Source organism: Pseudoalteromonas luteoviolacea (assembly GCF_001750165.1).
Lineage (GTDB): Bacteria > Pseudomonadota > Gammaproteobacteria > Enterobacterales > Alteromonadaceae > Pseudoalteromonas > Pseudoalteromonas luteoviolacea_G.
The window spans coordinates 297,047-323,920 of record NZ_CP015412.1 but is presented as its reverse complement, the minus strand read 5'-3'; the positions used below and the strand labels follow the sequence as shown (position 1 = coordinate 323,920).

22 protein-coding genes are annotated in these 26,874 nt (G+C 40.7%); 10 read left to right on the top strand and 12 right to left on the bottom strand.

Features of this window, described 5'->3' with window-relative positions:
* Nucleotides 1-39: 39 nt before the first annotated feature.
* From S4054249_RS22105 to S4054249_RS22060, 10 genes are all read right to left on the bottom strand, one after another.
* The gene (locus tag S4054249_RS22105; protein ID WP_046358097.1) at nt 40-1,128 is read right to left on the bottom strand and encodes an ABC transporter substrate-binding protein; all 1,089 of its coding nucleotides are present in this window, start codon (nt 1,126-1,128) and stop codon (nt 40-42) included.
* A 2-nt stretch (nt 1,129-1,130) separates the two neighbouring features.
* Entirely contained in the window at nt 1,131-2,216 is a 1,086-nt protein-coding gene (locus tag S4054249_RS22100; protein ID WP_046358096.1) for a DUF418 domain-containing protein, read from the bottom strand.
* Entirely contained in the window at nt 2,216-3,433 is a 1,218-nt protein-coding gene (locus tag S4054249_RS22095) for an EAL and HDOD domain-containing protein (protein WP_063881456.1), read from the bottom strand. Before S4054249_RS22095 ends, S4054249_RS22100 begins: the two co-directional genes overlap by 1 nt.
* 144 nt (nt 3,434-3,577) lie before the next feature.
* Entirely contained in the window at nt 3,578-5,107 is a 1,530-nt protein-coding gene (locus S4054249_RS22090) for a glycogen synthase (RefSeq protein WP_046358094.1), read from the bottom strand.
* 9 nt (nt 5,108-5,116) lie between these two features.
* Nucleotides 5,117-6,415: a glucose-1-phosphate adenylyltransferase gene (gene glgC, locus S4054249_RS22085; protein WP_046358093.1), complete on the bottom strand. Its 1,299-nt coding sequence runs from the start codon at nt 6,413-6,415 to the stop codon at nt 5,117-5,119.
* A 30-nt stretch (nt 6,416-6,445) separates the two neighbouring features.
* A complete protein-coding gene (locus S4054249_RS22080; RefSeq protein ID WP_046358092.1) occupies nt 6,446-8,929 on the bottom strand; it encodes a glycogen/starch/alpha-glucan phosphorylase in 2,484 nt (827 codons plus the stop codon).
* Entirely contained in the window at nt 8,922-10,973 is a 2,052-nt protein-coding gene (glgX, locus tag S4054249_RS22075) for a glycogen debranching protein GlgX (protein ID WP_052961144.1), read from the bottom strand. Before glgX ends, S4054249_RS22080 begins: the two co-directional genes overlap by 8 nt.
* A gap of 2 nt (nt 10,974-10,975) precedes the next feature.
* Nucleotides 10,976-13,213, bottom strand: coding sequence for a 1,4-alpha-glucan branching protein GlgB (glgB, locus tag S4054249_RS22070; protein ID WP_046358090.1), 2,238 nt, complete (start codon nt 13,211-13,213; stop codon nt 10,976-10,978).
* Nucleotides 13,210-15,201 carry a 4-alpha-glucanotransferase gene (malQ, locus tag S4054249_RS22065; RefSeq protein ID WP_046358117.1) on the bottom strand — a complete coding sequence of 664 codons (1,992 nt, stop codon included), beginning with the start codon at nt 15,199-15,201 and terminating at the stop codon, nt 13,210-13,212. Before malQ ends, glgB begins: the two co-directional genes overlap by 4 nt.
* Before the next feature lie 5 nt (nt 15,202-15,206).
* Nucleotides 15,207-15,509 carry an isoamylase early set domain-containing protein gene (locus S4054249_RS22060; protein WP_046358089.1) on the bottom strand — a complete coding sequence of 101 codons (303 nt, stop codon included), beginning with the start codon at nt 15,507-15,509 and terminating at the stop codon, nt 15,207-15,209.
* A 457-nt stretch (nt 15,510-15,966) separates the two neighbouring features.
* Here S4054249_RS22060 and S4054249_RS22055 point away from each other — a divergent pair, with 457 nt between their 5' ends.
* On the top strand, nt 15,967-17,880 hold the full coding sequence (locus S4054249_RS22055; protein ID WP_046358088.1) for a putative bifunctional diguanylate cyclase/phosphodiesterase: 1,914 nt from the start codon (nt 15,967-15,969) through the stop codon (nt 17,878-17,880).
* Here the strand turns inward: S4054249_RS22055 and S4054249_RS22050 are convergent.
* Complete coding sequence (locus S4054249_RS22050) at nt 17,877-18,305, bottom strand: Lrp/AsnC family transcriptional regulator (RefSeq protein ID WP_046358116.1); 429 nt, start codon at nt 18,303-18,305, stop codon at nt 17,877-17,879. The two genes, S4054249_RS22055 and S4054249_RS22050, sit on opposite strands and share 4 nt — an antisense overlap.
* Nucleotides 18,306-18,457: 152 nt before the next feature.
* Between S4054249_RS22050 and S4054249_RS22045 the strand changes: the two genes are divergently transcribed.
* The 6 genes from S4054249_RS22045 to S4054249_RS22020 all read left to right on the top strand — a co-directional run bounded on the left by S4054249_RS22045 (nt 18,458) and on the right by S4054249_RS22020 (nt 24,660).
* On the top strand, nt 18,458-19,663 hold the full coding sequence (locus S4054249_RS22045; protein WP_046358087.1) for an aspartate aminotransferase family protein: 1,206 nt from the start codon (nt 18,458-18,460) through the stop codon (nt 19,661-19,663).
* A gap of 37 nt (nt 19,664-19,700) precedes the next feature.
* Nucleotides 19,701-20,726 (top strand): arginine N-succinyltransferase, encoded by a 1,026-nt coding sequence (astA, locus tag S4054249_RS22040; protein ID WP_046358086.1) that lies wholly within the window; start codon nt 19,701-19,703, stop codon nt 20,724-20,726.
* Between the two features lie 71 nt (nt 20,727-20,797).
* Nucleotides 20,798-21,601, top strand: coding sequence for a DUF1338 domain-containing protein (locus tag S4054249_RS22035; RefSeq protein WP_046358085.1), 804 nt, complete (start codon nt 20,798-20,800; stop codon nt 21,599-21,601).
* Between the two features lie 160 nt (nt 21,602-21,761).
* Nucleotides 21,762-22,532 carry a helix-turn-helix domain-containing protein gene (locus S4054249_RS22030; protein ID WP_046358084.1) on the top strand — a complete coding sequence of 257 codons (771 nt, stop codon included), beginning with the start codon at nt 21,762-21,764 and terminating at the stop codon, nt 22,530-22,532.
* A gap of 11 nt (nt 22,533-22,543) precedes the next feature.
* Entirely contained in the window at nt 22,544-23,359 is an 816-nt protein-coding gene (locus S4054249_RS22025) for a polyphosphate kinase 2 family protein (protein WP_046358115.1), read from the top strand.
* Between the two features lie 2 nt (nt 23,360-23,361).
* Nucleotides 23,362-24,660: a DUF2252 family protein gene (locus S4054249_RS22020; protein WP_046358083.1), complete on the top strand. Its 1,299-nt coding sequence runs from the start codon at nt 23,362-23,364 to the stop codon at nt 24,658-24,660.
* On the opposite strand, the gene S4054249_RS22015 is transcribed toward S4054249_RS22020, so the two are convergent.
* Nucleotides 24,637-25,590, bottom strand: a complete 954-nt coding sequence (locus tag S4054249_RS22015) for a ribonuclease Z (protein ID WP_046358082.1) — start codon at nt 25,588-25,590, stop codon at nt 24,637-24,639. The two genes, S4054249_RS22020 and S4054249_RS22015, sit on opposite strands and share 24 nt — an antisense overlap.
* 77 nt (nt 25,591-25,667) lie before the next feature.
* Here S4054249_RS22015 and S4054249_RS22010 point away from each other — a divergent pair, with 77 nt between their 5' ends.
* Genes S4054249_RS22010 through S4054249_RS22000 form a run of 3 tightly spaced genes read left to right on the top strand, consistent with a single transcriptional unit; the run spans nt 25,668 to nt 26,824 of the window.
* Nucleotides 25,668-26,201 (top strand): isochorismatase family protein, encoded by a 534-nt coding sequence (locus S4054249_RS22010; RefSeq protein ID WP_046358081.1) that lies wholly within the window; start codon nt 25,668-25,670, stop codon nt 26,199-26,201.
* A gap of 49 nt (nt 26,202-26,250) precedes the next feature.
* On the top strand, nt 26,251-26,514 hold the full coding sequence (locus S4054249_RS22005) for a DUF3081 family protein (protein WP_046358080.1): 264 nt from the start codon (nt 26,251-26,253) through the stop codon (nt 26,512-26,514).
* Entirely contained in the window at nt 26,507-26,824 is a 318-nt protein-coding gene (locus S4054249_RS22000; protein WP_046358079.1) for a hypothetical protein, read from the top strand. Before S4054249_RS22005 ends, S4054249_RS22000 begins: the two co-directional genes overlap by 8 nt.
* The last annotated feature ends 50 nt before the right edge of the window (nt 26,825-26,874 follow it).

Sequence of the window (26,874 nt, the reverse complement as noted above, 5' to 3'; positions counted from 1 at the left end):
ATTATCACTAAGAAAGCCGTGATTTTGGGTGAAGTAAGCTTAGTTTTGCTTCTGCCTCAACTGTTCAGGGGAAAAATCGTATGATCTCGCTCTCGAATCCAAAATGCTTAAGCCCTTATAATTAAGCTTAGACCAATCTGGAGAAGATGAAATCCACAAAAACTCTTCAACATTGTCACTTGTGATAGCTGACAAATTGAAGGTAATTGCATTATTTTCTTGCCAATATTTCGCACCGTAATGAAAGTCAAACAGAGACACTAGTGCCCAGCCCCCCATCATAAAATGCCCCCCAACTGAAGCCGTTAATGTCTCTTGCTCAATTAATGCTAAACTATCAGACAACCAGTCAAATCCGCCAATAGCAACCTTACCTGCGTCATTTTTCACCAGTTGCCTAACTGCTGTTTGCGCTCCCATAGCCATTAAATCTGAAGCGCTCCAAATAATATGAGTTTGGGGGTAACGTTTAAATAAACGTTTTGTTTTTGAGTAAGCTTGCTCTTTTGACCAACTGGCATGGACCGTTTGCTGAAGATTTATATCATGCTCTTTAAAGTAGTCTGCAGCACCTTGATTGCGTTTATCTGACTCACTCCCGTAATGTCCATTAATCGCCAATCCATTTACTTCACCTTTATGACCACCAGCGAGCACTTTTTGGTGTAAAGATTTTGCGAGATCATAACCTGCTTGGTAATTATCAAAGTATATTTCACCTAACCAATGCTCAAAGCGCTTTTTGGGGAAACCAATCTCTTCTTTTTCAAGTCCAGTAATCGTTTGTTCGAGCGTGATAAACTTAATACCATAATTATTGAGCATGGTGAGTGTCTGCTCAGCTCCCCCTGGGTAGAGCATCAATATGACATAGTCCGGGCTTGCTCGATAATCAAGATACTTTTTAAGCTCTGCCAATTGAATATGGCGATTACCATCACCATAAATCACATCAATGTTCACATCGAGTTGAGCTGCCGCTTCTTCAGTGATTTTCTGAACTTTCCCCCAAAAAGGCTCCCCTTCTAAGGACGGATTAACAAACAGTACAGAGAAGTTATTTTTCGCATAAGACATAGACGAAAACGCCAGTGTAAATAACAGAAAAAACACTTTTATCAACGACATTTTTACTCTCTTCTATTAAAATATTTCTGGCAGTGTGCAATCCCCCACTCTGCGGGGCCCCTCAATGACATGCGATAAAAACACCACACTAATGCCAATTGTAGGGTAGTAAAGCTTATAAATAGTAAAAAATAGTCCGTATGCGTGAAATAAATCTTCCATGTTGGGAAAGCAAACTGAAAAAGCCATACCCCAAGCACAGACTGCATCAAATATAACGAAAGAGAGTTTTTGCCAGCGTATGAGAAAACAGTCCCTTGAAAAGCTTTAGCTTTATGATAATTGAGTGCAATACAGACTAAAGCAACACTCAAAGGAATTGCACACAACCAGTTCAATAAATCATATATCAAGCGATAATCTGCTACGAATAGAGATCGAGCTACTATAGAGCTAATCACTGAAAGGGGGATCAATATAAAAACACAGAGCCACAGAGGTAAAGTTGTATTGACTTGCCAATAGGCCCTATAGAGTAATACACCAATCAACATTAAACCAAAGACATACCACAAAGTTATCGTTGGAAGCAGTACCAACATCGACAAGTAATTTTCAAAGTTAAACGCGAGGAGTCCTAAAATACTAAATCTAATTTCATCCAGATCAATGTGGTAACTATTTGTTTGTTCTCCACCTTGATAGATCAATAATATGAGTATGCCGATTGGGATTAAGATGGTGCAACCAACAAGCTTTATCAAAGTACACGTGTCAAGCCTGATAACAGACAAAACAAGTAAACCGGATAGCGCATAATTGAGTAAAATATCACCCGGCCAAACAACAAAACCATGAATGCATCCAATCCCCCCCAAAATGAGAAGACGGCTTTTAATTCCAGCGCCCCGTTGCTCTTTTAGTTTGGCATGAAGTAAGCACAGTGACAGTCCAAATAAAATGCTAAATACAGTTCTGAATTTACCATGTGCAAAAATATCAGCAAGATAGCTTATAACCTCGTCACTCCATTGCGAGCTGGGAGCTACACTTCCAGAAGTAAAGTTTGCCATGTACATCAAGTTAGTAAGAGGCAAGCCAATCACAGCAATGCCTCTAAGAAAATCAATGGCTTCTATTCTGCGCATTAATAGACATGTTCACGATACATATCAGCCCAGTTTACAGCCTGTGCATGAAAATCAGGTAAATTCTCATCAGAAATATTCAGCATGGTACAGGCCTCTTGCATCGCCCACCAGCTGCCACTCTCATAAGCTTTAACCGTATTTAATATGTAGTATAAAGTGTTGGGCTCCCCTATCAAAGCGTCTCTTAGAACCTCAGGAAAGGGCAAACGCTCAACGACAACATCCATTGGTTTATCTAGAATAGCATCAAGTAAAGAAAATAAGCCTGTTAAGAAACTCATACTAGCTAGTGACGGTGCGACTTGCCTGCTGAGTAATTCACAAAACCTAGAGCGGACTATGCTTAAGCGTGTTAATTCTGTTGGCTTTGTCTCGGCTACATGTGCTGTCATAATTAAATTAACAAATTTAATTATGCGTTCGTGCCCAAGATATACCAATGCTTGTTTTAATGATTCAATTCGATTTTTAATAGGAAATACACCGGAATTAATTAACCGAAGTAACTTATATGCAAGCGCAGTATCTTGTGCAAACAGCTCGGCTATTCTTGGTATATTCATATTTGGTTTCAACGCTTCCGCGTATATCAGCATCACTATCGCATAATTAATTTCAATATCATTTTGCGCGATCATAGTGGGCTTTGCGAAAAAGTACCCCTGAAAAAAGCTAAACCCCATTTTTTTAGCAGTAAGAAACTCTTCTTCGGTCTCAACCTTCTCAGCCAACAACTTTAGATTTTTACGCTTTTTGAGCTGTTCAACCAAAGGCTCTATTTGCTCAAGAGGTGTTTCAACCAAATCAAACTTAACAAGTCTTGCTAGTTTTAAGAACGGTTCCCACTCTTTCGAATAGTTAAAATCGTCTAATGCCAAACGATAGTTGCTATGAAATAGCTGTCGAACCTTTTCATAATTTTCATTTGTTGGAGCAATCGTCTCCAGTAGCTCTAAAATTACATCATCCGCGGGTAAAAACCTCGCAAGCTCTTGATTTAGAGAATCCTCTCCAATGTTTATAAGTGCTTTTTTTCCTGAAGTTAGATAACGCGTACCAAGGTTCAGTTGATTATCCATAATTAGCTTTGCTGTAGCAGCGTTTTCAGCGACATTAGGAAAGCTGTTTTTTGTGCCATCACGAAACAATAGCTCATAAGCTACTACGTGCTTTTTGCGATTAAAAATGGCTTGTCGAGCCACAAACACTTTCAAATCATCGCTCCTAGCTATACTGTCAAAATAACAGTACTTTTGTTTTATGCTTTTTTATTATTTTAACCCGAATTTCTTATAAATAAAATCAAACTAAAACATTAAAGTACTAGTTTCGTAACACTAGGATGAGTAGATTACTATCTACTCATATAAATTTTCCTTGTACTGAATAGCGCTTTGTTCCCATGTGAATCTACTCATAGATGCACCAGCGGCTATCCTATTATACTCATCTCTGTGATGGATAAATACATTTATGCAAGCTTTAAACCTATTTATTAAGTTATAAGCTTGGCTTTGTATATTATCTCCACAAAAAGTAAACCCATTTTCATTATCAGTTACGGTATCCGCCAGTCCCCCAACCGCATTAACTAAACAGGGTTGCCCCGCTCTCATTGCCAACATCTGGCTAATACCGCAAGGCTCAAATGAGCTTGGCATTAAAAACAGATCACCCAATGCGTACATCAGATCACCAACCTCTTGTCCGTAACCATTTAAGTAAAGCACATTTTCATTGCGAGCCATAACTTGTGCAAATAAATATTCCAGTTCATGATCCCCAGAGCCAAGTACAATAATTCTTCCCTTTTGCTCTTGAAGCGCTCTAGCCAAATGGTCAAACACCATGTCTCCATCAATGAGCTGTTTGAGCAAAAATACTTTTTGATTTGTTAACCGACCCACACTAGTTACTACAGGACCCTCACAAGGTGTTTTTTGCCATGCTAGCAAACGTTGATGTGCAATGTAATAAACACTTTTCAACTCAGTCGACTTCGACATCCATTTAAAGATATTTGATTCAGCGCTATTGAATAAGTCTTCCCACCTTGGTTTAGGTAGTTCTTGAGTATACTCACACCCGTTTAAAATCCCGACAAGTTTGCCTTTATTCGCAGCAATTTGCATATCATGTTCTAAGCCTTCACCACCAAAAAAACCTGCCTGATGGTCACTACTTTTCTGCACTTCACTACAGTATGTAGGCGACACCAAGTGCACTTTATCTACTAAACCAATCGCAGCTCTCATTGGATTAAAGCAATGCGGGTAAATATGATCGCAAATGAGTTGCCCATCATAGCTCAGCGTTGGAAACCAAGCTTCAAGACTTGACTCGTCACCATTGAATGGCCGAACACCTTGCAAAGCAAGATTATGGACTGTAAATACGGTTTTTACTTGCTTAAGTACATTAAAGCGAGGACTGAACTGACGTAATACGGAAACACAAGCGGCATGCCAGTCATGCAAATGCAATACATCAACATTTCCGATCAGCTCATGTTCAATTACTTCGCACACTGCTGCACTAAAAAATGCAAACTTATTAGAATCTGTATAAAACGGCCTGTCCACATCATTACAATAAACCGAGCCACCATGCTCAGAGAAAAGTGAGTGGGATATGACATACTGCGACACTCCATCATTATTCTCAACCAACCAAAGTACCGCTGTTTCGAGGTGCTGTTTAAAAGGCACAGCAATATCGGCAATAAACTCTCGGTTTACATTAGCTTGACCGTAATCGGGCACAATTACAGATGTACAAATATCTAGACGAGACAAAGCGTAAGGGATATCACGAATGACATCCGCGACTCCCCCAACCTTGCAATTTGGCAGCCTATCATTTTCTGCTGCCACCATTACTACATGCATATTATAACCTTAGGCACTTTCCAAACTTGACTCTTTTGGCTTTTGGCTAGCTTGCAAGGCTGCAAGCATATCTCTAGTAACCAATACGATTCCTTTATTTGAGACTCTAAAACCATTACTGCGATCTTCTTCAGGATCAAACCCAATCCTCATACCTGTCGGTATCTCACAGCTTCTGTCAATAATCGCGTTTTTAATCCTACAATGACGATTTATTTTAACACCTGGAAGTACAACTGCACCTTCTATTTCACAATAAGAATGCACATGAACATTTGAAAATAATAGAGATTTACGAACAACAGCGCCTGATATTATACAACCACCTGACACAGTAGAGTCTACCGCCATCCCACGCCTATTTTCATCATCAAAGATAAACTTGGCAGGCGGAAGCTGCTCTTGATAAGTCCAAATAGGCCAAGACGGGTCATACAAGTCAAGTTGAGGTTGAACAGACACCAACTCCATATTCGCTTCCCAAAATGAATCAATGGTACCTACATCTCGCCAATATGGCTGTCCTGGATGGCTAGGATCTCTAAATGGAAATGCAAACACATTATGCTCTTCGATGATGGATGGAATGATATCATGTCCGAAATCACGACCTGAGCCCTCTCTTTGAGCATCCCGTTTTAACTGCTCAAATAAAAACTCAGTATTAAACACATAGTTCCCCATAGAAGCTAAGCAAGTACCTGGCTTACCTGGAATAGAAGTCGGCTCAGCTGGCTTTTCATCAAATCGACGCACCCGTTTACCTTCATCTACAGTCATTACACCGAACGTATTAGCCGCTTCATCACAATCAACCTCAATGCAACAAACCGTCATATCTGCGCCAGTTTCTACGTGTTTCGCAATCAATGCACCATAATCCATTCTATACACATGATCGCCTGACAAGATCATGACGTATTTTGGCAGTTCATGGCGAATTATGTCCATATTCTGAAATACTGCATCCGCAGTGCCGCAATACCATTCATCGCCATAACGCTGTGATGCAGGTAGAATTTCTACAGACTCCCCCAATTCCTTTTTAAAGTGACCCCACGCTCTATTTACATGCCTTATAAGCGAGTGAGACTTATATTGTGTTGCAATTCCAACTCGGCGTATTCCTGAATTAATACAATTAGACAGCGGGAAATCAATGATTCTGTGCTTACCACCAAAGTACACCGCTGGCTTTGCACGCCAGTCGGTTAATTCGTGCAACCGACTGCCACGTCCACCTGCAAGGATCAATGCATAAGTGTCTCTTGTCAGGTTACTTATATAACGGTTTGCATAACTCGGCATTTCTTATCTCCATATTATTGTTCAAGGCGGTTACTGCATTGGTTTCAATCGCCAAATCTCTTCGCTGTACTGAGAAATAGTACGATCGCTAGAAAAAGTGCCACTAGCCGCAGTATTTAAAATACTCATACGATTCCACAGTGTTTTATTCGTATAACTTTTTGCAGCCCGCTTTTGGGCTTCAAAATAACTTTCAAAATCTTGAGCAACCAGCCACGGGTCATTTGGACTCGTAATTGATGCGGTTATATCATTGAAAATATTAGGTTCAAATAGATTAAAATGGCCACTTTCAAGCAATTTCATTGCATTTCTCAATGGTTCAAAGGCTTCGATAATACTTACCGGGTCATAATGCTGCCTTACCTGACTAGCTTGATCTGCTGTCACCCCAAACAAAAAGAAATTATCATCTCCAACCTGTTCTCTAATTTCTATATTTGCACCATCCAGCGTACCAATAGTCACCGCACCGTTCATCATGAATTTCATATTTCCCGTCCCACTGGCTTCTTTACCAGCTGTGGATATTTGTTGGGACAGGTCAGTGGCCGCACAGATAGTTTCCATTGCGGTTACATTATAATTTGGTAAAAAAGCGACTCTTAAGTAAGGCTTGGCTGCACTATCTTTATTGACCACATTTGCCACATTATTAATAAGTTTAATAATTAGCTTAGCCATGTAATAACCTGGTGCTGCTTTGCCACCAAATAAAACACACCTAGGCACAATATCTTTTACCTCGCCTCGACGGATCTGGTCATATAATGCAATAACATGCAAAATGTTTAAAAGTTGGCGTTTATATTCATGAATTCGTTTCACTTGCACATCAAATATCATGCTTGTATCGAACTCAACACCACAGCGTGCTTTGACCAAGTTAGCTAATTTTTCCTTGTTAGACTCCTTAACTTTTTGCCACTGCGCCTGAAAAGCTGGTTTATCGTAATACCTTCTGATCGAACTGATCTCTGAAAAATCAGCTTGCCACCCTTCGCCTATTTTATCGGTGATTAATACCGCTAAATCTGGATTGCAATGCGCAAGCCACCTTCTCGGTGTTACGCCATTTGTTTTATTATTAAACTTTTTGGGCCACAAATTATAAAAGGTATTAAACAGTCCGGATTTGAGCAGTTCAGTATGCAGAGCGGCGACACCATTTACAGAAAAGCTACCCACAATGGCTAAATATGCCATTCTAATTTGTGGTTCTGGTCCTTCCTCAATCAAAGAAAGTTGTCTTTGTTTTTCCACATCTCCAGGCCACTTCAGTGCCACTTCTGCCAAAAACCGAGCATTAATTTCGTAAATGATCTCAAGCACTCTTGGAAGTAGGCGGCTAAATAAAGATACCGACCATTTTTCCAAGGCTTCTGGTAATAAGGTGTGGTTTGTATAAGCCATAGTCGTGGTCGTAATTTCCCAAGCTTGCTCCCATTCGAGTTCATATTCATCGAGTAGTAAGCGCATTAGTTCAGCAACGGCGACACTGGGGTGAGTATCATTAAGCTGAAATACATGATATTGAGCAAAATCACTAAAATCGGTACCATGCTGTTCAGTCCATTGGTGTAAAATATCTTGCAAACTTGCACTTGATAAAAAGTACTGCTGTCGCAATCGCAGCTCTTTACCATTTTCGCTGGCATCATTTGGATATAACACCATGGTAATTTGCTCAGCCAAATTTTTCTTAGCCACAGCCTCTGAATAACTACCTGCGTTAAACTCTTTAAGGTTAAATTCATCCGTGGCTTCTGCTTTCCAGAGCCTAAGTGTATTGACTACTCCGTTACGATAACCAGGAATTGGAACATCAAAAGGTACAGCTAATACATCTTGTGAGTTGACCCATTGGTGGTGCGTACGACCATGTTTGTCAGTAAGAATTTCTACGTTGCCGAAAAACTTAACAACTTTAGCTTGCTCGGGTGCGCTCAACTCCCATGGGTGACCTTCTCTAAGCCATTTATCTGGTTGTTCTATTTGCACACCATGTTCGATTGATTGATTAAACATCCCGTATTCGTAACGAATACCATAACCGACAACCGGTAACGCTAACGATGCACAACTGTCTAAAAAGCATGCGGCAAGCCTTCCCAAACCGCCGTTCCCTAATCCAGCATCATGCTCAGCAGACTCAAGTTCTTCCAAATCTGTACCATATTCTTTGAGTGCAGACTTTACTTGCTCTTCAAGATCTAAATTCAAAATTGCATTACCCAATGCACGGCCCATCAAAAATTCTAGTGAAAGGTAAGCCGCTTTTTTGGTTTTTTGCTGCGATAAATGTTGATTAGTAGCTCTGCATCGAGCCACCATCCTATCTCTGATTGTTAATGCTAGCGCTTGAAATAAATAGTGCTTAGACTCTCCGACCCTATCGCGACCTAAGGTATAATAAAAATGTCGATTTAAATCATCTGCTAGTGCGCTTTCATTAAGCTTAGGCGCGTCCTGCCAGTGTTTAACAACACACACATTAGACTTTTTGTCAGTCATTCGTGTTTTCCTCTAAATTTGATACGAGTACCCAGGCACTCTGTCCAGTTAGACAAAAAGAGATAGGAACTATATTTGCGTCATAAGCTTGCTCTGACGTAAACAAACATTCCCAGCTGCTAGAAAAGGGAGAAATAGGCAACGATATCGATAAGTGCTGTGTATCAGCATTTAAAATGACCATCACCGCTTTTGATTTGAGCTTATCAGCAAGGACATACATGAGAGTTTTGTTCTCTTCGTCGTGCCAATCACTTTCACTCATTGGAAGCATTTCTTTATTTAGCCACTCTACCGAAAATCGTTCATCATCGGCATGGACAAAAAATGGATGCTGAAACACACTTAATTGTTTTCTTAATTTCATTAGTTCGGAAATAGACTGACTCAGCGATTGAGTCATGTTTTGACCTGACCAATCTAACCAACTCACCTCATTATCTTGACAGTAAGCGTTATTATTTCCGAGCTGAGTATGATTCAACTCTGTCCCAGCAGCCATCATTGGCACCCCCTTTGACAAAAACAGGGTGGCCAATGCATTCAATTGCACCTTAAGACGTAGGCTATTGACTTCATTATCACTTGTTACGCCTTCAACCCCGCAATTAAACGAATAATTTTCGCTATGTCCATCGCGATTGTGTTCGCCATTTGCTTCGTTGTGTTTATGCTCAAAGCTTGTCCAATCCGCAAGACTGTAACCATCATGACTAGTCAAAAAGTTAATTGAATTAAGCGGTCCCCTTTGATTATGCTCGAACAAGTCGTTAGAGCCATGGATCCGCTTTGCAAGTTCAGGTAATGTCCCACCATCACCTCGCCAAAAGCGTCTAACTACATCACGATATTTATCATTCCATTCTCGCCAAGGGGGTGGGAATGCACCTAGTTGATAACCTCCTGGCCCTACATCCCAAGGCTCTGCGATTAATTTCACAGAAGACAAAACTGGGTCTTGTAAAATTGCTTGAAAAAATGAGTGTCGACTCGAAAAACCTTCTGAGGTGCGTCCAAGTATTGTCGCTAAGTCAAACCTAAACCCATCAACTCCCATTACCTCGACCCAATACCTGAGGCTATCCATAATGAGCTTTAATGTGAGCGGGTCATCAATATTCACCGTGTTGCCACAGCCCGTATCATTGATGTAAGTAGACTCTGAAGAGTTTAATGTTCGATAATATCCATTATTATTTAGCCCCTTGAAGGACAACATAGGACCATCAATGCCGCCTTCTGCAGTATGGTTGTATACAACATCGATGATCACCTCAATATCATGTTCATGAAATTGTCGAACCATACTTTTAAACTCATTGATATCGCCATTTACACAGTAAGATTTGTGGGGAATAAAAAAGCTTAGAGTGTTGTACCCCCAGTAATTTTGCAGCCCTTTAGTGGTTAAAAATTGTTCACTCACAAAGGCGTGCACAGGTAACAGCTCTATCGCTGTCACACCCAGTGACTTAAGGTGTTGCAAAAAAGCCGGTTGCGCGAGTGCGGCAAACTTTCCAACCTTGGATTTTTCAATTTCGGGGTGCAGTTGCGTCGCGCCTTTCACATGACACTCATAAATAAACGTATCACACCAGGCAATATTTGGTTTTTTACCTGTATACAGTTGCTCTTTAATAACCTTGCATTTGGGCATGTCAATCGCATTGTCTAAGGTATTAAACTCACCAACAGGTAGATGGCAATAATGACGTTCGCTCCAAGTAAACTCACCACTAAAGTCTTTTGCATAAGGGTCGAGAAGCAGTTTATTAAAATTAAAAAAATGTCCATCTGAAAGGTCATATGGGCCATTCACCCGATAACCATAGAGAGCCCCCTCCTTAAGAGAGTCTACAAAAACACTCCACACGCCCCCTTCGTGGATAAACATGTCAATCCTGTCTCGCTCACATCTGCCAAAACCATCAAAGAGGCAAAGACACACTTTGTCTGCATGTGGGGCGTAGATAGCAAAGTTAACACCCGCCTCAGTGACAGTGCTGCCAAGAGGAAACATATTACCTTTATGAGATATAACCATGCTTATGCCGATATATACTTTAAATAGACAGTACTGAGAGGTGGTATCGTGATCTCAATACTATTGTCTAAGCCATGACTAGGGAGCGCTTTACTTTGAACAAGTTGCTGCTTATGAGCCACAACGTTAACGCCACTACCATAAAAACGATGCTCGTCCGAGTTAAAAACAACTTGATAAACGCCACTTTTGGGCACTCCCAAACGGAAATGATGGAATACCTGAGGCGTAAAATGACTCACAACAACCATAAACTCCGACTGCTTCTTACCATATCTCACAAAGCTCAATATGGATTGCTCGCTATTGTCGCAATCTATCCATCTAAACCCAGAGGGCGAACCATCGACTTCATATAGTGATGGTGTTGAGTGATAAACAGTATTAAGCGCTTTAACAGATTCAAATATCCCTCTGTGAGCATCACTTTCCAATAAAGACCAATTGAGTTGTTGATTGTGATCCCATTCTTCTCTTGGAGCCAACTCACTCCCCATAAAGAGTAATTTTTTACCCGGGTGAGCATACATAAAGCCATAATAAGCACGAAGGCTGGCAAATTGCTGCCAATCATCCCCTGGCATTTTGCTCAATAACGACCCTTTACCATGTACAACCTCATCATGACTTAATGGCAAAATGTAATTTTCTGAAAATGCATAAGCCATTGAGAACGTCATTTCATGGTGGTGGAATTTTCTATGGATCGGATCTCGCTGCATATAACCTAGGCTGTCATTCATCCAACCCATATTCCATTTGTATCCGAATCCGAGCCCACCATGGTCAACACTTTGTGTTACACCTGGCCAGGCGGTAGATTCTTCAGCAACCATCATGGCATGAGGTGAGTTTTTATAACAAACGGCATTGCTTCTTTGTAAGCAATCTATTGCCCCGAGGTTTTCTCTGCCCCCATATTGGTTTGCTACCCACTCGCCGTCATTTCTGGAGTAGTCCAAATACAGCATGGATGCCACTGCATCGACTCGCAACCCATCCAATTGAAACTCTGAAACCCAGTAATTTGCATTAGAGAGCAAATAGCTTTTTACTTCTGGCCTATCATAATTAAAAACACAGGTGTTCCAATCAGGATGAAACCCTTGACGTTTGTCAGCATGTTCATACAAGTGCGTACCATCAAAGCGGTTTAGGCCGTGCGGATCTGTCGGAAAGTGACCTGGCACCCAATCTAGCAAAAGGCCTATTTCCTGCTCGTTACAAACCTTACTGAAATACAAAAAGTCGTCTACAGAACCAAAACGACTTGACGGCGCAAATAAACCTACTGGTTGATAACCCCATGAACCGTCAAAGGGAAACTCACTAATGGGCATAAGCTGGATATGGGAAAACCCTAGCTTTTTCACATATGGAATAAGATCATCGGCGAGTTCTCGATAAGTTAAATAACGATTTCCCTCGCTCTGCCTGCGCTTCCAAGAACCTAGGTGCACTTCATATATAGATATTGGTGACTCTACATGATTACGTTTTGCACGTGCTTGCGATTTTTTTTCGTCTAAATTCCGTATATTTATACTTTGTTGCAGTACGCTCGCTGTTCCTGGTGCCTGCTGCATTTTTCTAGCATAAGGGTCTGCTTTCTCAAGCTTCTCTCCACTTACCGTGGTGATGGAAAATTTGTAGCAACTGTCTTCTGATAAATTGGGAATAAATAAATCCCATACTCCACTAGCTGGGTGATGACGCATAAAATGTTGGCTAGATTGCCAATAATTAAACTCCCCAATGACTGACACACTTTTTGCGTTGGGCGCCCAAACACTAAACTGAACCCCCTGTGAGCCCTGATGTTCAATAAACCGTGCGCCAAAATGTTCGTACCCATGCTCCAATGTCCCTTCATTAAATAGATACATAGCATCTTCATCCAGCGCACTGCTAAAGCTATAAACGTCATCAAAAAGGAAAGAACCAGACTCAAACTCTACTTTTATTTGGTAATTTCTACTATCTAGCTCAGTATTTAGTACGAGGGTGAATAAGTCAGTTTCTAAATAACGCACCATTGTCTTCGCTTTTTTGTTTAATACAACGGAGACATTGCGGGCGCTTGGAATAAAAACACGTAACACTGTATATGCTTTCGACCCAACCTTTACAATGTGAGGGCCCAAAAAATTAAATGGATCCGAAAATGTGCCGGATTGTAAGGCACTCACTTGGTCTGTGTAATCTTCTAAAATCTCAACATTTTTACTTACGGTATTCATTGCTGCTTCCTGATTGCACTGAGATGCTGAATAAAATCTTTATTAAATTCGAATAACTCATCAAGTTCATGATTTAATTTACGACGCCAGTTGGGGTATTCCTTATTCGTACCTGGGATATTTACGGGGAATGCTTGCAAATCCAGATCATCTAACTGAATCGCTAACAGCTGGCTCGGGCTTTTTGCCAATATTCGCATGATCGCTCTGTATACATCTTGACTAAGTGAATTTGACTGGAATTCTGAGCCATCATGCTCAGTTAACCACTTAACTAATCGCTGCTTCTCTATCGCACGAGCATGCTTTTGATCACCAGACTGAGAGTCATCAATGAGACCATACTCAAGCTTTATATCGATGTCTTTCCCCGTCCACCAGCCATGAAATGGCGGTACATCGTGGTTGGCAACCATAATTAAGGCCTTTTCTCTAAGCTGCGCACAGGCCTTAAATTCTCCCTCATGATTCTTTTCAAAATAAAAGAGTGTATTTCCAAAAATAGCAGACTCGTCGAGTGCTTTGGTTACTTCAGGTGGCACAACACCTAAGTCTTCGCCTATAACAAGTGAACGATGCAAGTGTGACTCAATTTTGAGTATCGCCAACAGGTAATCAAATGGATAATAAACATAACAACCCAGCTCTCGCCCTTCATGAGTAAAGCACCACCATAAACGTCTCAATGACATCACATGGTCTATACGTAAAGCTCCAACTTGACTCAAATTAGAACGGACAAGCGACTTAAAATAAGCAAACTTATGCTGTTTAACTTTTATTGGGTTTAACGCTGGCATTCCCCAATTTTGACCTTGCTCTGCCCAAGGGTCTGGTGGCGCACCAATATTCGCTTTTTCAGTAAAGCAGGACCTAAAACTGCCAAACTCTAACCCTCCACCAGTACATCCAACCGCCAAGTCATTAACCAGCCCAATCCCCATCCCTTTAGCTATACACAGCGCTTGGCAGCTGGCCAACTGCTCAGCACACAACCATTGTAAAAACCATTCAAAACGGCTTAACTCGAGGCCTTCCAAGGTGGCTTGTTTTTCAACAATAAATCGGTTGAAACAATCTTCATTATTTGGGCTTTTCAACCAGCATTCATACAGCTGTTGAAATAGCTTATATTTCAAATTTGACGTTTTGGTGTAGTCGATAAATTTACTTGATACAGCCCTGCCTGATTCTACGTCTGTAGTCGATATAAATCGCTGCACACACTCATCGCCAACTACCTGTGGAAGATCATCAAGGGCAATATACAAAGGGTTAATGAGGCAACGATGAGAAGGACTATATGGACTGGCTTCCTCTGGACTATCTGAAAACAATAAATGAAGAGGGTTTAAGAGAACAAAGTCGCCCCCTTGTGAAGCAAATAAATCAATCAGCTGCTTTAAATCAGCAAAATCTCCAATGCCATAATTTCGGTCACTGTTGAGCGTATATAATTGTAAAGATATCCCTAAAGGCTTTTCCTTATTGCCGCAATAATAAGGGTTATAGCAATGTTTTGGCACCGACCACAACTCAGATGTGATTGCACCAAACGCCCCCTCAAGAGCCAGCTCAAAATAGCCAACGGGTAGCTCACCTAGGCAGATTTCTAATCCTATATAACGATCGCTTCCATGAATATACTCCCCCACTTCTTCACATGTATTAAGTGATATCGTCGCATCAATGCTGGCTGACTGAACTTTAACACTGACCATTGATTGCCTTAAAGATTCATGAACCTTAAGTACAAATGCGCCAGATTCACTGCTGCATAAAGTAACTTCGTCAACGACTCTCTTCCAAGTTGCAATATCTAGTTCAAAATTTAAATCTTGAATGGCTTGCGGATCATGAGGATTCACTCCACAGCACTCAAGTGCAGCTTGTCTAGTTAAATTGTCAAAAACGACATGCTCTCCATCATATTTAACAAAATCAAACCCAATACCATGAAGATAAAAAAGTTGCTGTAACCCTTCCATTGGCACTAAGCCAATCTTTGTGTATCGACAATACTGTTTTCGCTGCCAAAGCCATTAGCAGCATAGCCATCAGCACAATTGTCGTTATCCCATTGGTTACCATTTATCAAATAGCGGAAATGAAATTTTTTGTCCGTTGGCAGCCTATGCTTGAGCTTAAATCGCTTCTCTTTTTTATTGAATCTCATATTGAGAGGCTGCCAATCATTAAACTCAGCAACGAGTTCTACTTTTTTTGCTTCAGGGTGAGAAAATTCAAATGTGATTTCAGCTTCGTTTTTCGTTTTAAAAAAACGTTTTGTTAACATTTTTGGCTCCAAAAACCTAACTTGGTTGGTGTTCCTTGCCACAAAACTATGTCGTATAATATATCGCTATACGAACACGCTTTGTGAGAATAGTTTAGTACATAAAATAAACTTGTACGCCTCACTACAGTGCAAAACAGCAAAAAATTGCACCAGAAAAGTACATTTTTGGACAGTAAGCCCATTTCTTGTTAATGCCCATATCAAAGAGAGCAATAATTAGGCCAATGACATAAAAAAGTAGATAAGAATCATTATCGTGTAAAGTGAATTATATTGATATTTGATCTTGCTCAGAAAAGTGTAAATGATTGTCCCTAAAATAAATTGAAATAATTTTGATAATTGCACTTGAAAATAAAAGCGTGTAAAAGGTTGTCATCCCTGAAGTCAAATTGATGTATACTACAGGAACATGAAGGATCCGTTTTTCGGTTAATTTTGGATTGTTTAAGTCATGCAGAATGTTTTTAAAAATTTAGCTTATGCTGTTGTTAGTGTTGTAGTAATTGGTATTGCTGCAAATCTAACATTCGCTAAACACGTCCTGAATGCGCAATCCGGGTTGCTCTCTTTGCACACCCAAACTTCAAATATTGACCATGTGGAGGAAACTTCTCCTTGGTATCAATTTATTTATTATGACCAAACATTCGTCAAGGACAATAACACCACATTTGTAGTAATCAATAAACAACCCACACAATATACGGTTGCGCCAACCTCAAGCATTTTTAAACTAGTGTGGTCCTCTCCGACATTGCTCATGCTATGCATATTGGCCGTGCTGTTTTTTATTGCACAGCACAAACGAAATAAGCGTGAACAAACACAATTAGATGCACTCAATGCAATCAATAATGATCTCAATACATTACTCAATGGCCTTGATATCAAGCACAAGGAGCTACACTCAGGTGGGCCAGTTACGCAAATCTGTTACGCAGTGCAATCGTTAAGCGACAATTTACAGCGTATTAAAATCCAATCAGATAGCCACGTTTATCAAGATAAACTTACCAAGCTCATCGACAGACATGCGTATATTGAACATATCAGCGAGCAACTCACAGCTGCAGATCAAAGCAAGTCAAAATGCGGATTACTGTTTATTGATTTAGATGGATTTAAACAAGTCAATGACTCTTTCGGTCATAGCTTCGGTGATGAAATATTAATACAAGTTTCAGGAAGACTAGAACAAGTAGTCAGACAATTTAAGCTCAATGATGCCCACCCTGTACATGGCTTAGACCAAAACTTATCTCGATTAGGTGGAGATGAATTTTCAATATTTGTTCCCAACTTAAATGACACCAGCTTTTGCACCGAGATAGCACAAACTATTCTTAGCGAAATCGAGCGTGATTTTGTGCTCGGAAACAAATTAGTAAAAATAAGTGCCAGTATTGGTATTGCAGTATTCCCAGATAGTGCTTCTACTCCGAATGCCCTTTTGCAAATGTCAGACGTCGCAATGTACCGTGCAAAAACAGATGGCCGCGGTATATTTAGAGTATATTCTCCGGAGATGGGAAACAAGATTAGACGCTATCATTATCTGCTTGAAGAGTTAAGACTGGCGATTGCCTCTCAGAATTTTCAACTCTCCTTCCAGCCCATTGTGCATGTTGAAGATTGTTCAATAGATTATTTCGAAGCACTGACTCGTTGGCACCACCCTATCGAAGGATTAATACCACCTTCTGAATTTATTCCAATAGCCGAAGAATCAAATTTAATTTTGGAATTAGGTGATTGGATCTTACTTGAATCATGTCGGCAGATGTCTGCTTGGCACAATGCAGGTATGAAAAAAGTAAAAATCTCTGTAAATGTCTCTGGTATTCAGCTTAAACATAGGCCGGTGTATGATTGGGTTTTAGAGGCACTAGATAAGTCAGGACTTCCTGCAACCTCATTAATGATAGAAATCACAGAGTCGACGTTAATTACCGCGAGTGATGAAATTATTGCTCAGCTTGAACGTTGCCGCAGTGCGGGTGTAACGATTGCGATTGATGATTTTGGCACGGGCTTTAGCTCGTTAAGTACGCTGGCCGATTTACCTATCGATGTGATTAAAATTGATAAACTGTTTATTTCACAGGCGAAAGACAACCCTAAATACTTTAAGATTTTAAACTCTATCAGCGAGCTTGGCGCGCAGCTTGGCCTTAAAATCGTTGCAGAGGGTGTAGAGCAACTTGATCAGTTCGAATTAGTCAAAGATATGGGTATTTGCTGTGTGCAAGGCTACCTAGTAAGCCGCCCTGAGACCTCACGAAATGTGGGAGATAAAGTACTCAAAGGCAATGTGAATCACATCGCCACTACTGGCACAAGTGTGTGGTTACCCAAAGCAAATTAACGTTGAAACTTCGTTTCTAAAATAACAGCTGAATTGGTTCTTTCCACCCCATCTAGATTACCAATTTCATCCAACAGCTGACTTAATTGCTCTAAACTTTGCGCTTCTACTATTGCTATCATGTCATATTCACCGCTGATCGCATACAAAGCAGAAATATGTGAGAGCTGTTTAAGCGCAATATTGGTTTTTGCCGTTAACTTTTGCTTGACCTTGATTGACACATGCGCAGACACAAGATTACCTAAATAATCTTGCCCAAAATCAATCTTATAACCTTGAATAACACCACTTTGCTCTAACTTTTGCAATCGCGATTGCACTGTTGTTCGAGACATGTCCAACAACCTTGCTAGTTCAGAAATACTCGCCCTTGCGTTGCTGCGTAGTACAGAAATCAGTCTCTCATCTTGTTTGCTAATCATTTTGCATAATACCAATGTCATTTTGACGAACATTCTACTCATTTTATACAAAATTACACTGCAAATTTTCATCGTATCACGCAATAATGTCCGAATAAGAATAGGCACAAATATATGTGCCCTTGAAGTTGAAGTAAATTGAGGACGACGTCATGCAAGTGAATCGCGAATTATTCGATGAAGTAATGGTACCTAACTACAACCCATCTGCTGTGATACCAGTTAAAGGTAAAGGTGCACGAGTTTGGGACCAAAACGGTGATGAGTACATCGACTTTGCTGGCGGTATCGCAGTAAACTGCCTAGGCCACAGCCATCCAGCTTTGGTAAATGCACTGAAAGAGCAAGGCGAAAAGATTTGGCATTTATCTAACGTCATGACTAATGAACCTGCACTTCGTCTAGCTAAAAAGCTGACGGATGCGACATTTGCAGACAAAGTCTATTTTGCAAACTCAGGCGCGGAAGCGAACGAAGCAGCTTTAAAACTGGCACGTCGATTTGCACTTGATAAATATAACGAAGAAAAAACACAGATCATTGCATTCAATAAAGGTTTCCACGGCCGTACTTTCTTCACAGTAACCGTCGGTGGCCAAGCTGCCTACTCTGATGGTTTTGGCCCTAAACCACAAGATATCACTCACATTGACTACAATGACTTAGAAACATTCGCAAAAGTAATCTCTGACAAAACGTGTGCAGTTATGATGGAGCCTCTGCAAGGTGAAGGCGGTATCATCTCTCCAGATATTGAGTTTGTGCAAGGTGTAAGGGAGTTATGTGATAAGCACAATGCCCTGCTTATTTTTGATGAAGTGCAAACAGGTGTTGGCCGTACAGGTGACTTGTACGCATACCAAGGCTTGAATGTTACTCCTGATATTTTAACAACGGCTAAAGCATTAGGTGGTGGCTTCCCAATTGGTGCGATGATCACAACCACTGACATTGCAAAGCATTTAAAAATCGGCACGCACGGTTCAACTTACGGTGGTAACCCACTTGCCTGCGCCGTTGCTGAAGCTGCTTTTGACACGGTTAATACCCCTGAAGTATTAAATGGCGTGAAAGAACGCGAGCAACTGTTCCGTAATGGCCTAAATGCAATTAACGAAAAGTACAATGTATTTAGCGAAGTACGTGGTAAAGGCCTATTGTTAGGTTGTGTACTAAAAGGCGATTATGAAGGTAAAGCGAGAGATTTCCTAGTCGCAAGTGCACAGCATGGCTTAATGACGTTGGTCGCTGGCACTAACGTAGTTCGTTTTACGCCTTCTCTTGTGATTACAGAAGAAGAAATCAAAGCTGGTTTAGCACGCTTCGAGCTGGCTGTGGCTGATGTAGTAAACGCTTAACTTTTACGGGCGACTCGTCGCCCTAAATGATATTTTTATGCAAGTACTTAGACCAATTAGCAGCAAAGACTTTGCTGCTTTAAAAAACATCGCAGTAGAGTCAGGCCATGGTTTCACATCTTTACCTGTCGACGACGAGCTATTAGCGAGTAAGATACAACGCTCTCAAGAAAGCTTCAGTAAATCATTAAATGCGCCAATCGATGAGGGGTATTTATTTGTCCTAGAAGATTTAGAAACAGGCGAAATTAGTGGCACGACAGCCATTGAAGCAGCTGTGGGCATGCAGGTGCCACTGTACCATTACCATCAGGGTAAAACAGTCCATCACTCCAGCACCTTAAATGTGTACAACACCGTTGATATTCTATCAATATGTAATGATTACACTGGTAGTTCGGAAATCTGCACATTGTTCTTACGAGAGCAATTTAGACGTGGATTAGCAGGTCGATTCTTGTCGCGTATTCGCTTCTTATTTATGGCTGAACATGCTGAGCGCTTCAGCGATAGAGTCATTGCTGAAATGCGTGGTGTTAGCGATGAACATGGACACAGCCCTTTTTGGCAGTGGCTACAAGAACACTTTTTCAGCATTGAGTTCCCAAAGGCAGACCACCTAGTCGGTTTAGGTGATAAAGTATTTATCTCTGAATTAATGCCGAAGTATCCTATTTACGCTAATTTACTCAGCCCAGAGGCCCAAGCAGTCATAGGCCATGTACATGAAAAAACAAAGCCTGCACTTCGTCTACTACAAAAAGAAGGTTTTGAGCATAGAGGGTATGTCGACTTATTTGATGCAGGCCCAACAGTCGAAGCAAGATTAGAAAATATCAGAACGGTTCGTGAAACTCAAAACGGTACATTAGATATCGTCGAAGAGCTGCCACACAGTGAAACAACCTGGGCACTATCCAATGGACAACTAGCGGGCTTTAGAGCCACATTTACTACTGCAGTAGTATGGAATGAACATACACAAACATTCACAATCACCTCAAAAACGGCAGAAGCATTGCAGTTAAAGCAAGGTGATAAAATCAGTGGGTTTGTTTTATAAAAACTAAATACGTCGTGCTTTGTCGTAACATTTACAACGCGGCCAAGCCGTTATATTAAGGAATTGTCATTATGCACAACAATGTAGATAGCTTATTTGAGAATCTGTGGAGCAACTATTTAGAAGTCACTCCTTCAGCTGTTAAAGTACACGAGCTATTAGGTTCAACTCAAAAAGATGATGTGATCAACGACCATATCGCACTACGTACTTTCAACCATGAAAAAATTGGTTTAGAAAAGCTGGCTGCACATTTTAAAGCGGTTGGTTACAAAGAGTGTGGTGAGTATCACTTTGAAGCTAAGAAGTTGTACGCTAAACACTATGAGCATAGCGATCCAAGCAAACCAAAAATATTCATCTCTGAATTACTTTTAGAAAAGTGCTCAGAAGATCTTCAAGAAATCGTTGGCCAAATGATTGATAGCATCGATGAAAGTGCCATCACTGCAGAAAACTTTTTGTACTCTGGTACACATTGGCAAGTGAGCCATGAAACCTATAAAAAGCTACTTGCAGAAAGCGAATATGCGGCTTGGATGTCAGCTTGGGGTTACCGTGCAAATCACTTCACGGTAAACATCAATTACCTAGCTAACTTTGAGACCATAGAAGCAGTAAACCAAGCACTTAAAGATGCGGGTTTCCCTCTAAATACATCAGGTGGTGAAATCAAAGGTTCACCTGAGGTACTACTTGAGCAATCTTCTACACTTGCTGATCACCACCCTGTTGAGTTCTCTGACGGCGAGTTCGAAATCCCAAGTTGCTTCTACGAATTTGCCCTTCGTTACAACAAACCTGACGGTGAATTGTACACGGGCTTCGTAGCTGCTTCTGCAGATAAAATCTTCGAAAGTACCAACGCAAGATAAACACCTTGTTTTGATATGAATTGAAGTAAACTAACTTAAACACCCAAAGCAGCCAATGGCTGCTTTTTTATTGCGTCGAATAAGTTTAAGAGATAAATTTAAAACAACGAATAAGATAATAATCATGTGTTTTAGAGTAACCTACAAGGATGAGGGCACCATGTACACTATTTTAACCCCACCGCCAGAGCTCTCTCCCTTTGTAATCAACTTTTGGTATGCAAATACGCATTGTTTATTACCCCAAGCCTTACATAGTGACGGATGCATATCGATTTTATTTGTTGTCTCAGGTAAATCTAAGATGGATGAGGTTAATCTGTCGAATAGAGCTTACTTTATCGGCCCACAAACCAAGACCACTATGTGGTATTTTCAACATGAAGTGCAAAACCTAGTAGGCGTTAGACTTACACCTCTTGGTGCCAAAAACTTTACCACTCTGCCATTAAAAGAGGTTAAAAATCGATGCGTTGAACTTGTAGATGTGGTATCAAATTGCCATAGTTTAATCGCAAAAATAAACCAGAAAGATATCTCCATAAAAGATAAAATATCTTTTCTCTCTTATTGGCTAGAACAGCGATTCAAACAGCTAAACCAGCCAATATCAAACTTACTAGAAACCATCACAAAAGAGATAGAGTTATCACCCAGATCAATAAAACTTGCAACTATTTATGACACGCTACATATAAACAGTCGACGTGCAGAGCGGGCTTTTGACCAAGCCTTAGGCATGACAGCAAAAGAGTATGCTACGCTCATGGAAATAGCCAAAGCCAGAAGCATACTCAAACAAAGCCCAAAGTGTTCTTTAACCGATATTGCACACCAGCTTGAATACACTGATCAATCCCATTTTAATCGACAGTTTAAAAAAGTAATGGGAATAACACCGAAGCAATACCGGCAGAGGATAGCAACTTGAATAGTAACAATATGCCTAGTGGACCATCAAGCCAAACACCCTCTTTAAAAAACGTAAATGAGTTCCCCGCACTTGAGAATAAAAAAGCTTATAAGCAAGCCCTAAAATATTGGCAAAATGAGTTGCTGCATGTTCAGCAAGCCTACCACCACCAAGGACAGAGAGCTGTCATCGTACTAGAAGGCTGGGATGCAGCTGGCAAAGGTGGTGCAATTAGACGTGTTACTGAAAAACTCGATCCTCGAGGCTATCAAGTATACCCCATCGCCGCACCTAGCAAGGAGGAGCAGGGCCGACACTATTTATATCGATTTTTTAATAAGCTTCCCAAACCTGGGTCTTTAACCATATTCGATCGATCGTATTACGGCAGAGTATTAGTTGAACGGGTTGAAAAGTTTGCAACAGAGCCTCAGTGGCGACGAGCATATCGTGAAATCAACGAATTTGAACAACTTTTACTCGACGATCACATTAAAGTCATAAAACTGTTTTTACATATAAGTAGCTGCGAGCAACTTAAGAGATTTTCTGAACGGTTGAACAACCCATATAAACGCTGGAAGTTAACCGAGGAAGATATCCGGAATAGAAACAAACGACATGAATACGAAACTGCAATCGAGGATATGTTTTCAAAGACGCATACGCGTTATGCACCTTGGTCAATAATACAAGGCGACCATAAATGGTTTGCACGTGTTGAGGTACTGAAAAAAATTACCCTCGCACTCAGCGAAAATGTAAATATCGAACCACCACCGATAGATCCCAAAATAGTGGAACTTGCAGAGCAACAACTCGGAATCACGCACAAGGGGACGTAAAAATGAATCGTAACAAATTACTTATTCAGTATTTTGAGCGCCATGATGGAACAACACCATCTACAAGGTTAAATAAGCATGAAAAAATGGCAGCAAGTGCATTTCATTTTTTCCGCGGCACAGCACCACTGATGTACAGTGACATTTTCGATGGGGTAATTGACCTACCAGCCTCAGTGTACGATATTCCAGTGACTATGATAATGGGAGACTGCCATACCAGTAACTTTGGGTTTTTAAGTGAAGAAGGCTCTCACGGTGAAACTCTAGTATTCACACCTAATGACTTCGATGATGCCTGCGTCGGTCATGCTATTTGGGATATATTCCGGTTCTTAGTCAGCTTGAACTTAGCACAGCAAGCTGGGCTTGATGTAAAAGAATCGACGGACTCGATGAACATAAAACAAAAACCTGCGGTATTAGCAGAGCGCATACCACACGCCCAAAGTGAGTTTTTGGCGCATTACGTTGCGACTTGCGAAGCGTCTTTACGCGGGGAGAATAATAGCCAAAGCGCGCTTACCGATTTCGACAAAGATCATATATTGCATAAGCGGTGGCAAAAGGGCTTGCAACGTTTGGTTGGTGGCTCAGCATTTAACGTCAAAAGTACCCTAGCGAAAGATGTTGAACTCACTTCAGTGCCATTGCGGTTTAAAGCTGATCCATTAAAGTTTGAACCCATTCATAATGATATTAAAGCTAATCTGCTAGAACAATTTAGGCCTTATGTCGACGATGATATTATCGACTGTGTTGAGCGGTTAGATGCAGGAACAGGTAGCAATCATTTAAAGCGCTTTTATCTGCTAGTGGGCCCCAAAGATCTAAATACACCAGAGCTTTATCATATTATCGAAGTCAAGCAACAAACCTTGGCAGCACCTTTGCACTACTTTAAAGATTTAAGTCCAATTAATCGCCTTAACCATGCTCATTTAACCGTGAACTGCCAACGTCAAATGCAGCGTAGACCTGATTTAATTATTGATGATGCGCTTTGGCAAGGTGTTCATTGGCTGGTACGTTCTCGTCATCATGCCCGAGTCGGTATTGATCCTGAACATATTACCCTAGGAAAACGTGCTGCTGAAAAAAATGGCTTTGAGCAATATGCCAAAAGCTGTGCGCAAGTTTTAGCTTACGCACATATGCGAGGCGACAGACGCTCAATGACCTATCAAGAACACTGTATAACCACTCTACCTCCACTCTTCACTGCACTTGTAAGCAAAGCAAACCAATATGCAAAGCAAGTGAATGAAGACTGGGAACTATTCAAGGCACTCAGAAAGTAGTACCTTTGGAATATCCAACGTTAGCCCATCACTCGCAAGGACAAGCTCTCCTTGATAATATGTGTGGGCTTCGTCTTCCAAATTATCCAGCAATCCAGGTCCATGATAACGAACGCTAAAGTGGGTTAAGACTAATAATGGAACTTTGGCCTGCTGAGCAAATTCAGCTATCCGCTTTGCATCACTATGCCCTGTATGATGGCCAACTTTTTTGAGATCTTTATGAGTAAAAGTCGCTTCATGGACTAATGCGTCTGCACCATCCACGTACTCTTTTAATAAACTCGGCTTCTCATTATCGCCACACACAATGACGGTGCGAGGTTGCCAACTGGGAAAAGCATATTTTTTAGATTCGAGCATTCTTCCCTGATACTCTGCATCAATGCCTTTTTGTAATTGATTAAAGTGAGGTCCTGTCGCAATATCATGCTGCTTCAACAAGCCAATATTTAACTTATTCGGTATTAGAGTTTCACTTACCTTAAAGCCAAAACTCGGAACACGATGCTTAAGCGTAATAACTTCCAATTTACAGAAATCAAAATGCAGACACACTTCATCCAGCTCTTCAATCGCGTTAGTTTTAAGATCAAAAGGCAAGGCTAAATCAGTGAGTGAAAATGTGGCATGTAAAAACTCAATGACTTTTTTGGGCGCTAATAGATAGACGGCTTCCTTTCTTCCCGACATTGCCATAGATGCCAATAAACCTGGTAGCCCATAACAGTGATCGCCATGGACATGGCTAATGCAGATCAAGCTGAGTTGATACAGGGATAATTTGGATTTTAGTATTTGATGCTGCGTCCCCTCACCACAATCAACTAAAACCCACTCTTTTGACTTTTCAAATTTAACCGCTGTTGCTGAAACATTTCGAAAAGTGGACGGGCTCCCAGATGAAGTCCCCAAAAACTCCAATTGCATAACTAACTTAAATCCATAATGATGATACTACAGTAAACAGTTTAAGTGATGTTAAACAATAGCTAAAGGGTTAATCCATGGACCATACTGCCACTCATCAAATTCTTGCTGTCGATATACAAGAGCGTTTTCTGCCACACATAACGCAATATTCAGAAGTTGTGAACAACACTGAAAAGCTACTAACTGCTGCTGAATTATTATCACTCGAGATATTACTGTTTGAGCAGTACCCTCAAGGATTGGGACGTACAGATGAGCGACTCATAGGCTTTCACATACGTCGTTTTGAGAAAACATCATTTAGTGCGCTTAACGACCCTTTGTCAAAAGCGGCCATCAGTCTAAATCCGACAACAATCAAAGTGGTTGTTGGCCTTGAAGCGCATGTATGTGTCTATCAGACCGTTCAAGATTTGTTGAGATTAAAACAACCGGTTATCGTCGTTGCTGATGCGATAGCATCTCGAAATATCCAGCATAAGGCATGGGCAATTGATCAGCTACGCAATGATGGCGCGATAATTATGAGTTTAGAAGCTGTGTTATTCGACATACTTAAAGATGCAAAACACCCTCATTTCAAAGCCATATCAAAACTGATCCGTTAATACGCTTTGATAGTAATAATAAAAATGAATATCAAAGCATTGGTGTGTTATGAAGAATGAACTCAATAGCAACCTCATCTTAAAAGTGTATGAGCATATCAGACAGCAAGGGCAAGATTATGAGCAAGGTAAGCAGTTTGAAGGGATCACTGCCTTCTCAGATCCTGACGGTTATACAATTTATCTAAAAGGCAGTGGCGTTTTTTTACGATTTGGCTTTCACAACACATATCAATTCAATTATGACAAAGAGTCTCAAAAAAATGATTTCATGAAAAAGATTAATTACATTGCGAGCATGTTAGATGGCTAGAAATAGAAACAGAGCAAGTGCACAGTCATCACAGACCTACATGGAGCAGGTCGTCAGCGCCTTAAAACAAAACCCAAACGCAATTAACGTGATTAAAGCTAATTGTCAGTACTATCAGGAGCAAGCCTATTTAAAAAAAGGGCTCAAACGTACCATTGAACACTTAGAGTGGGTGCTTGCTGCGGATGATAATATTGAGCGTATTTGCCAACAAATTATGGCTGATGACCACATTGGTAATAAGTGTCGTCAATACCCGTTACTTTTTAAAGGTGTCACTCCCCCCAAAAAAAATAGAATAAAAAATTAAAAACTCAACCAAACAAAAAGAATAGAGCAATATTTATGCAACCAAAACAA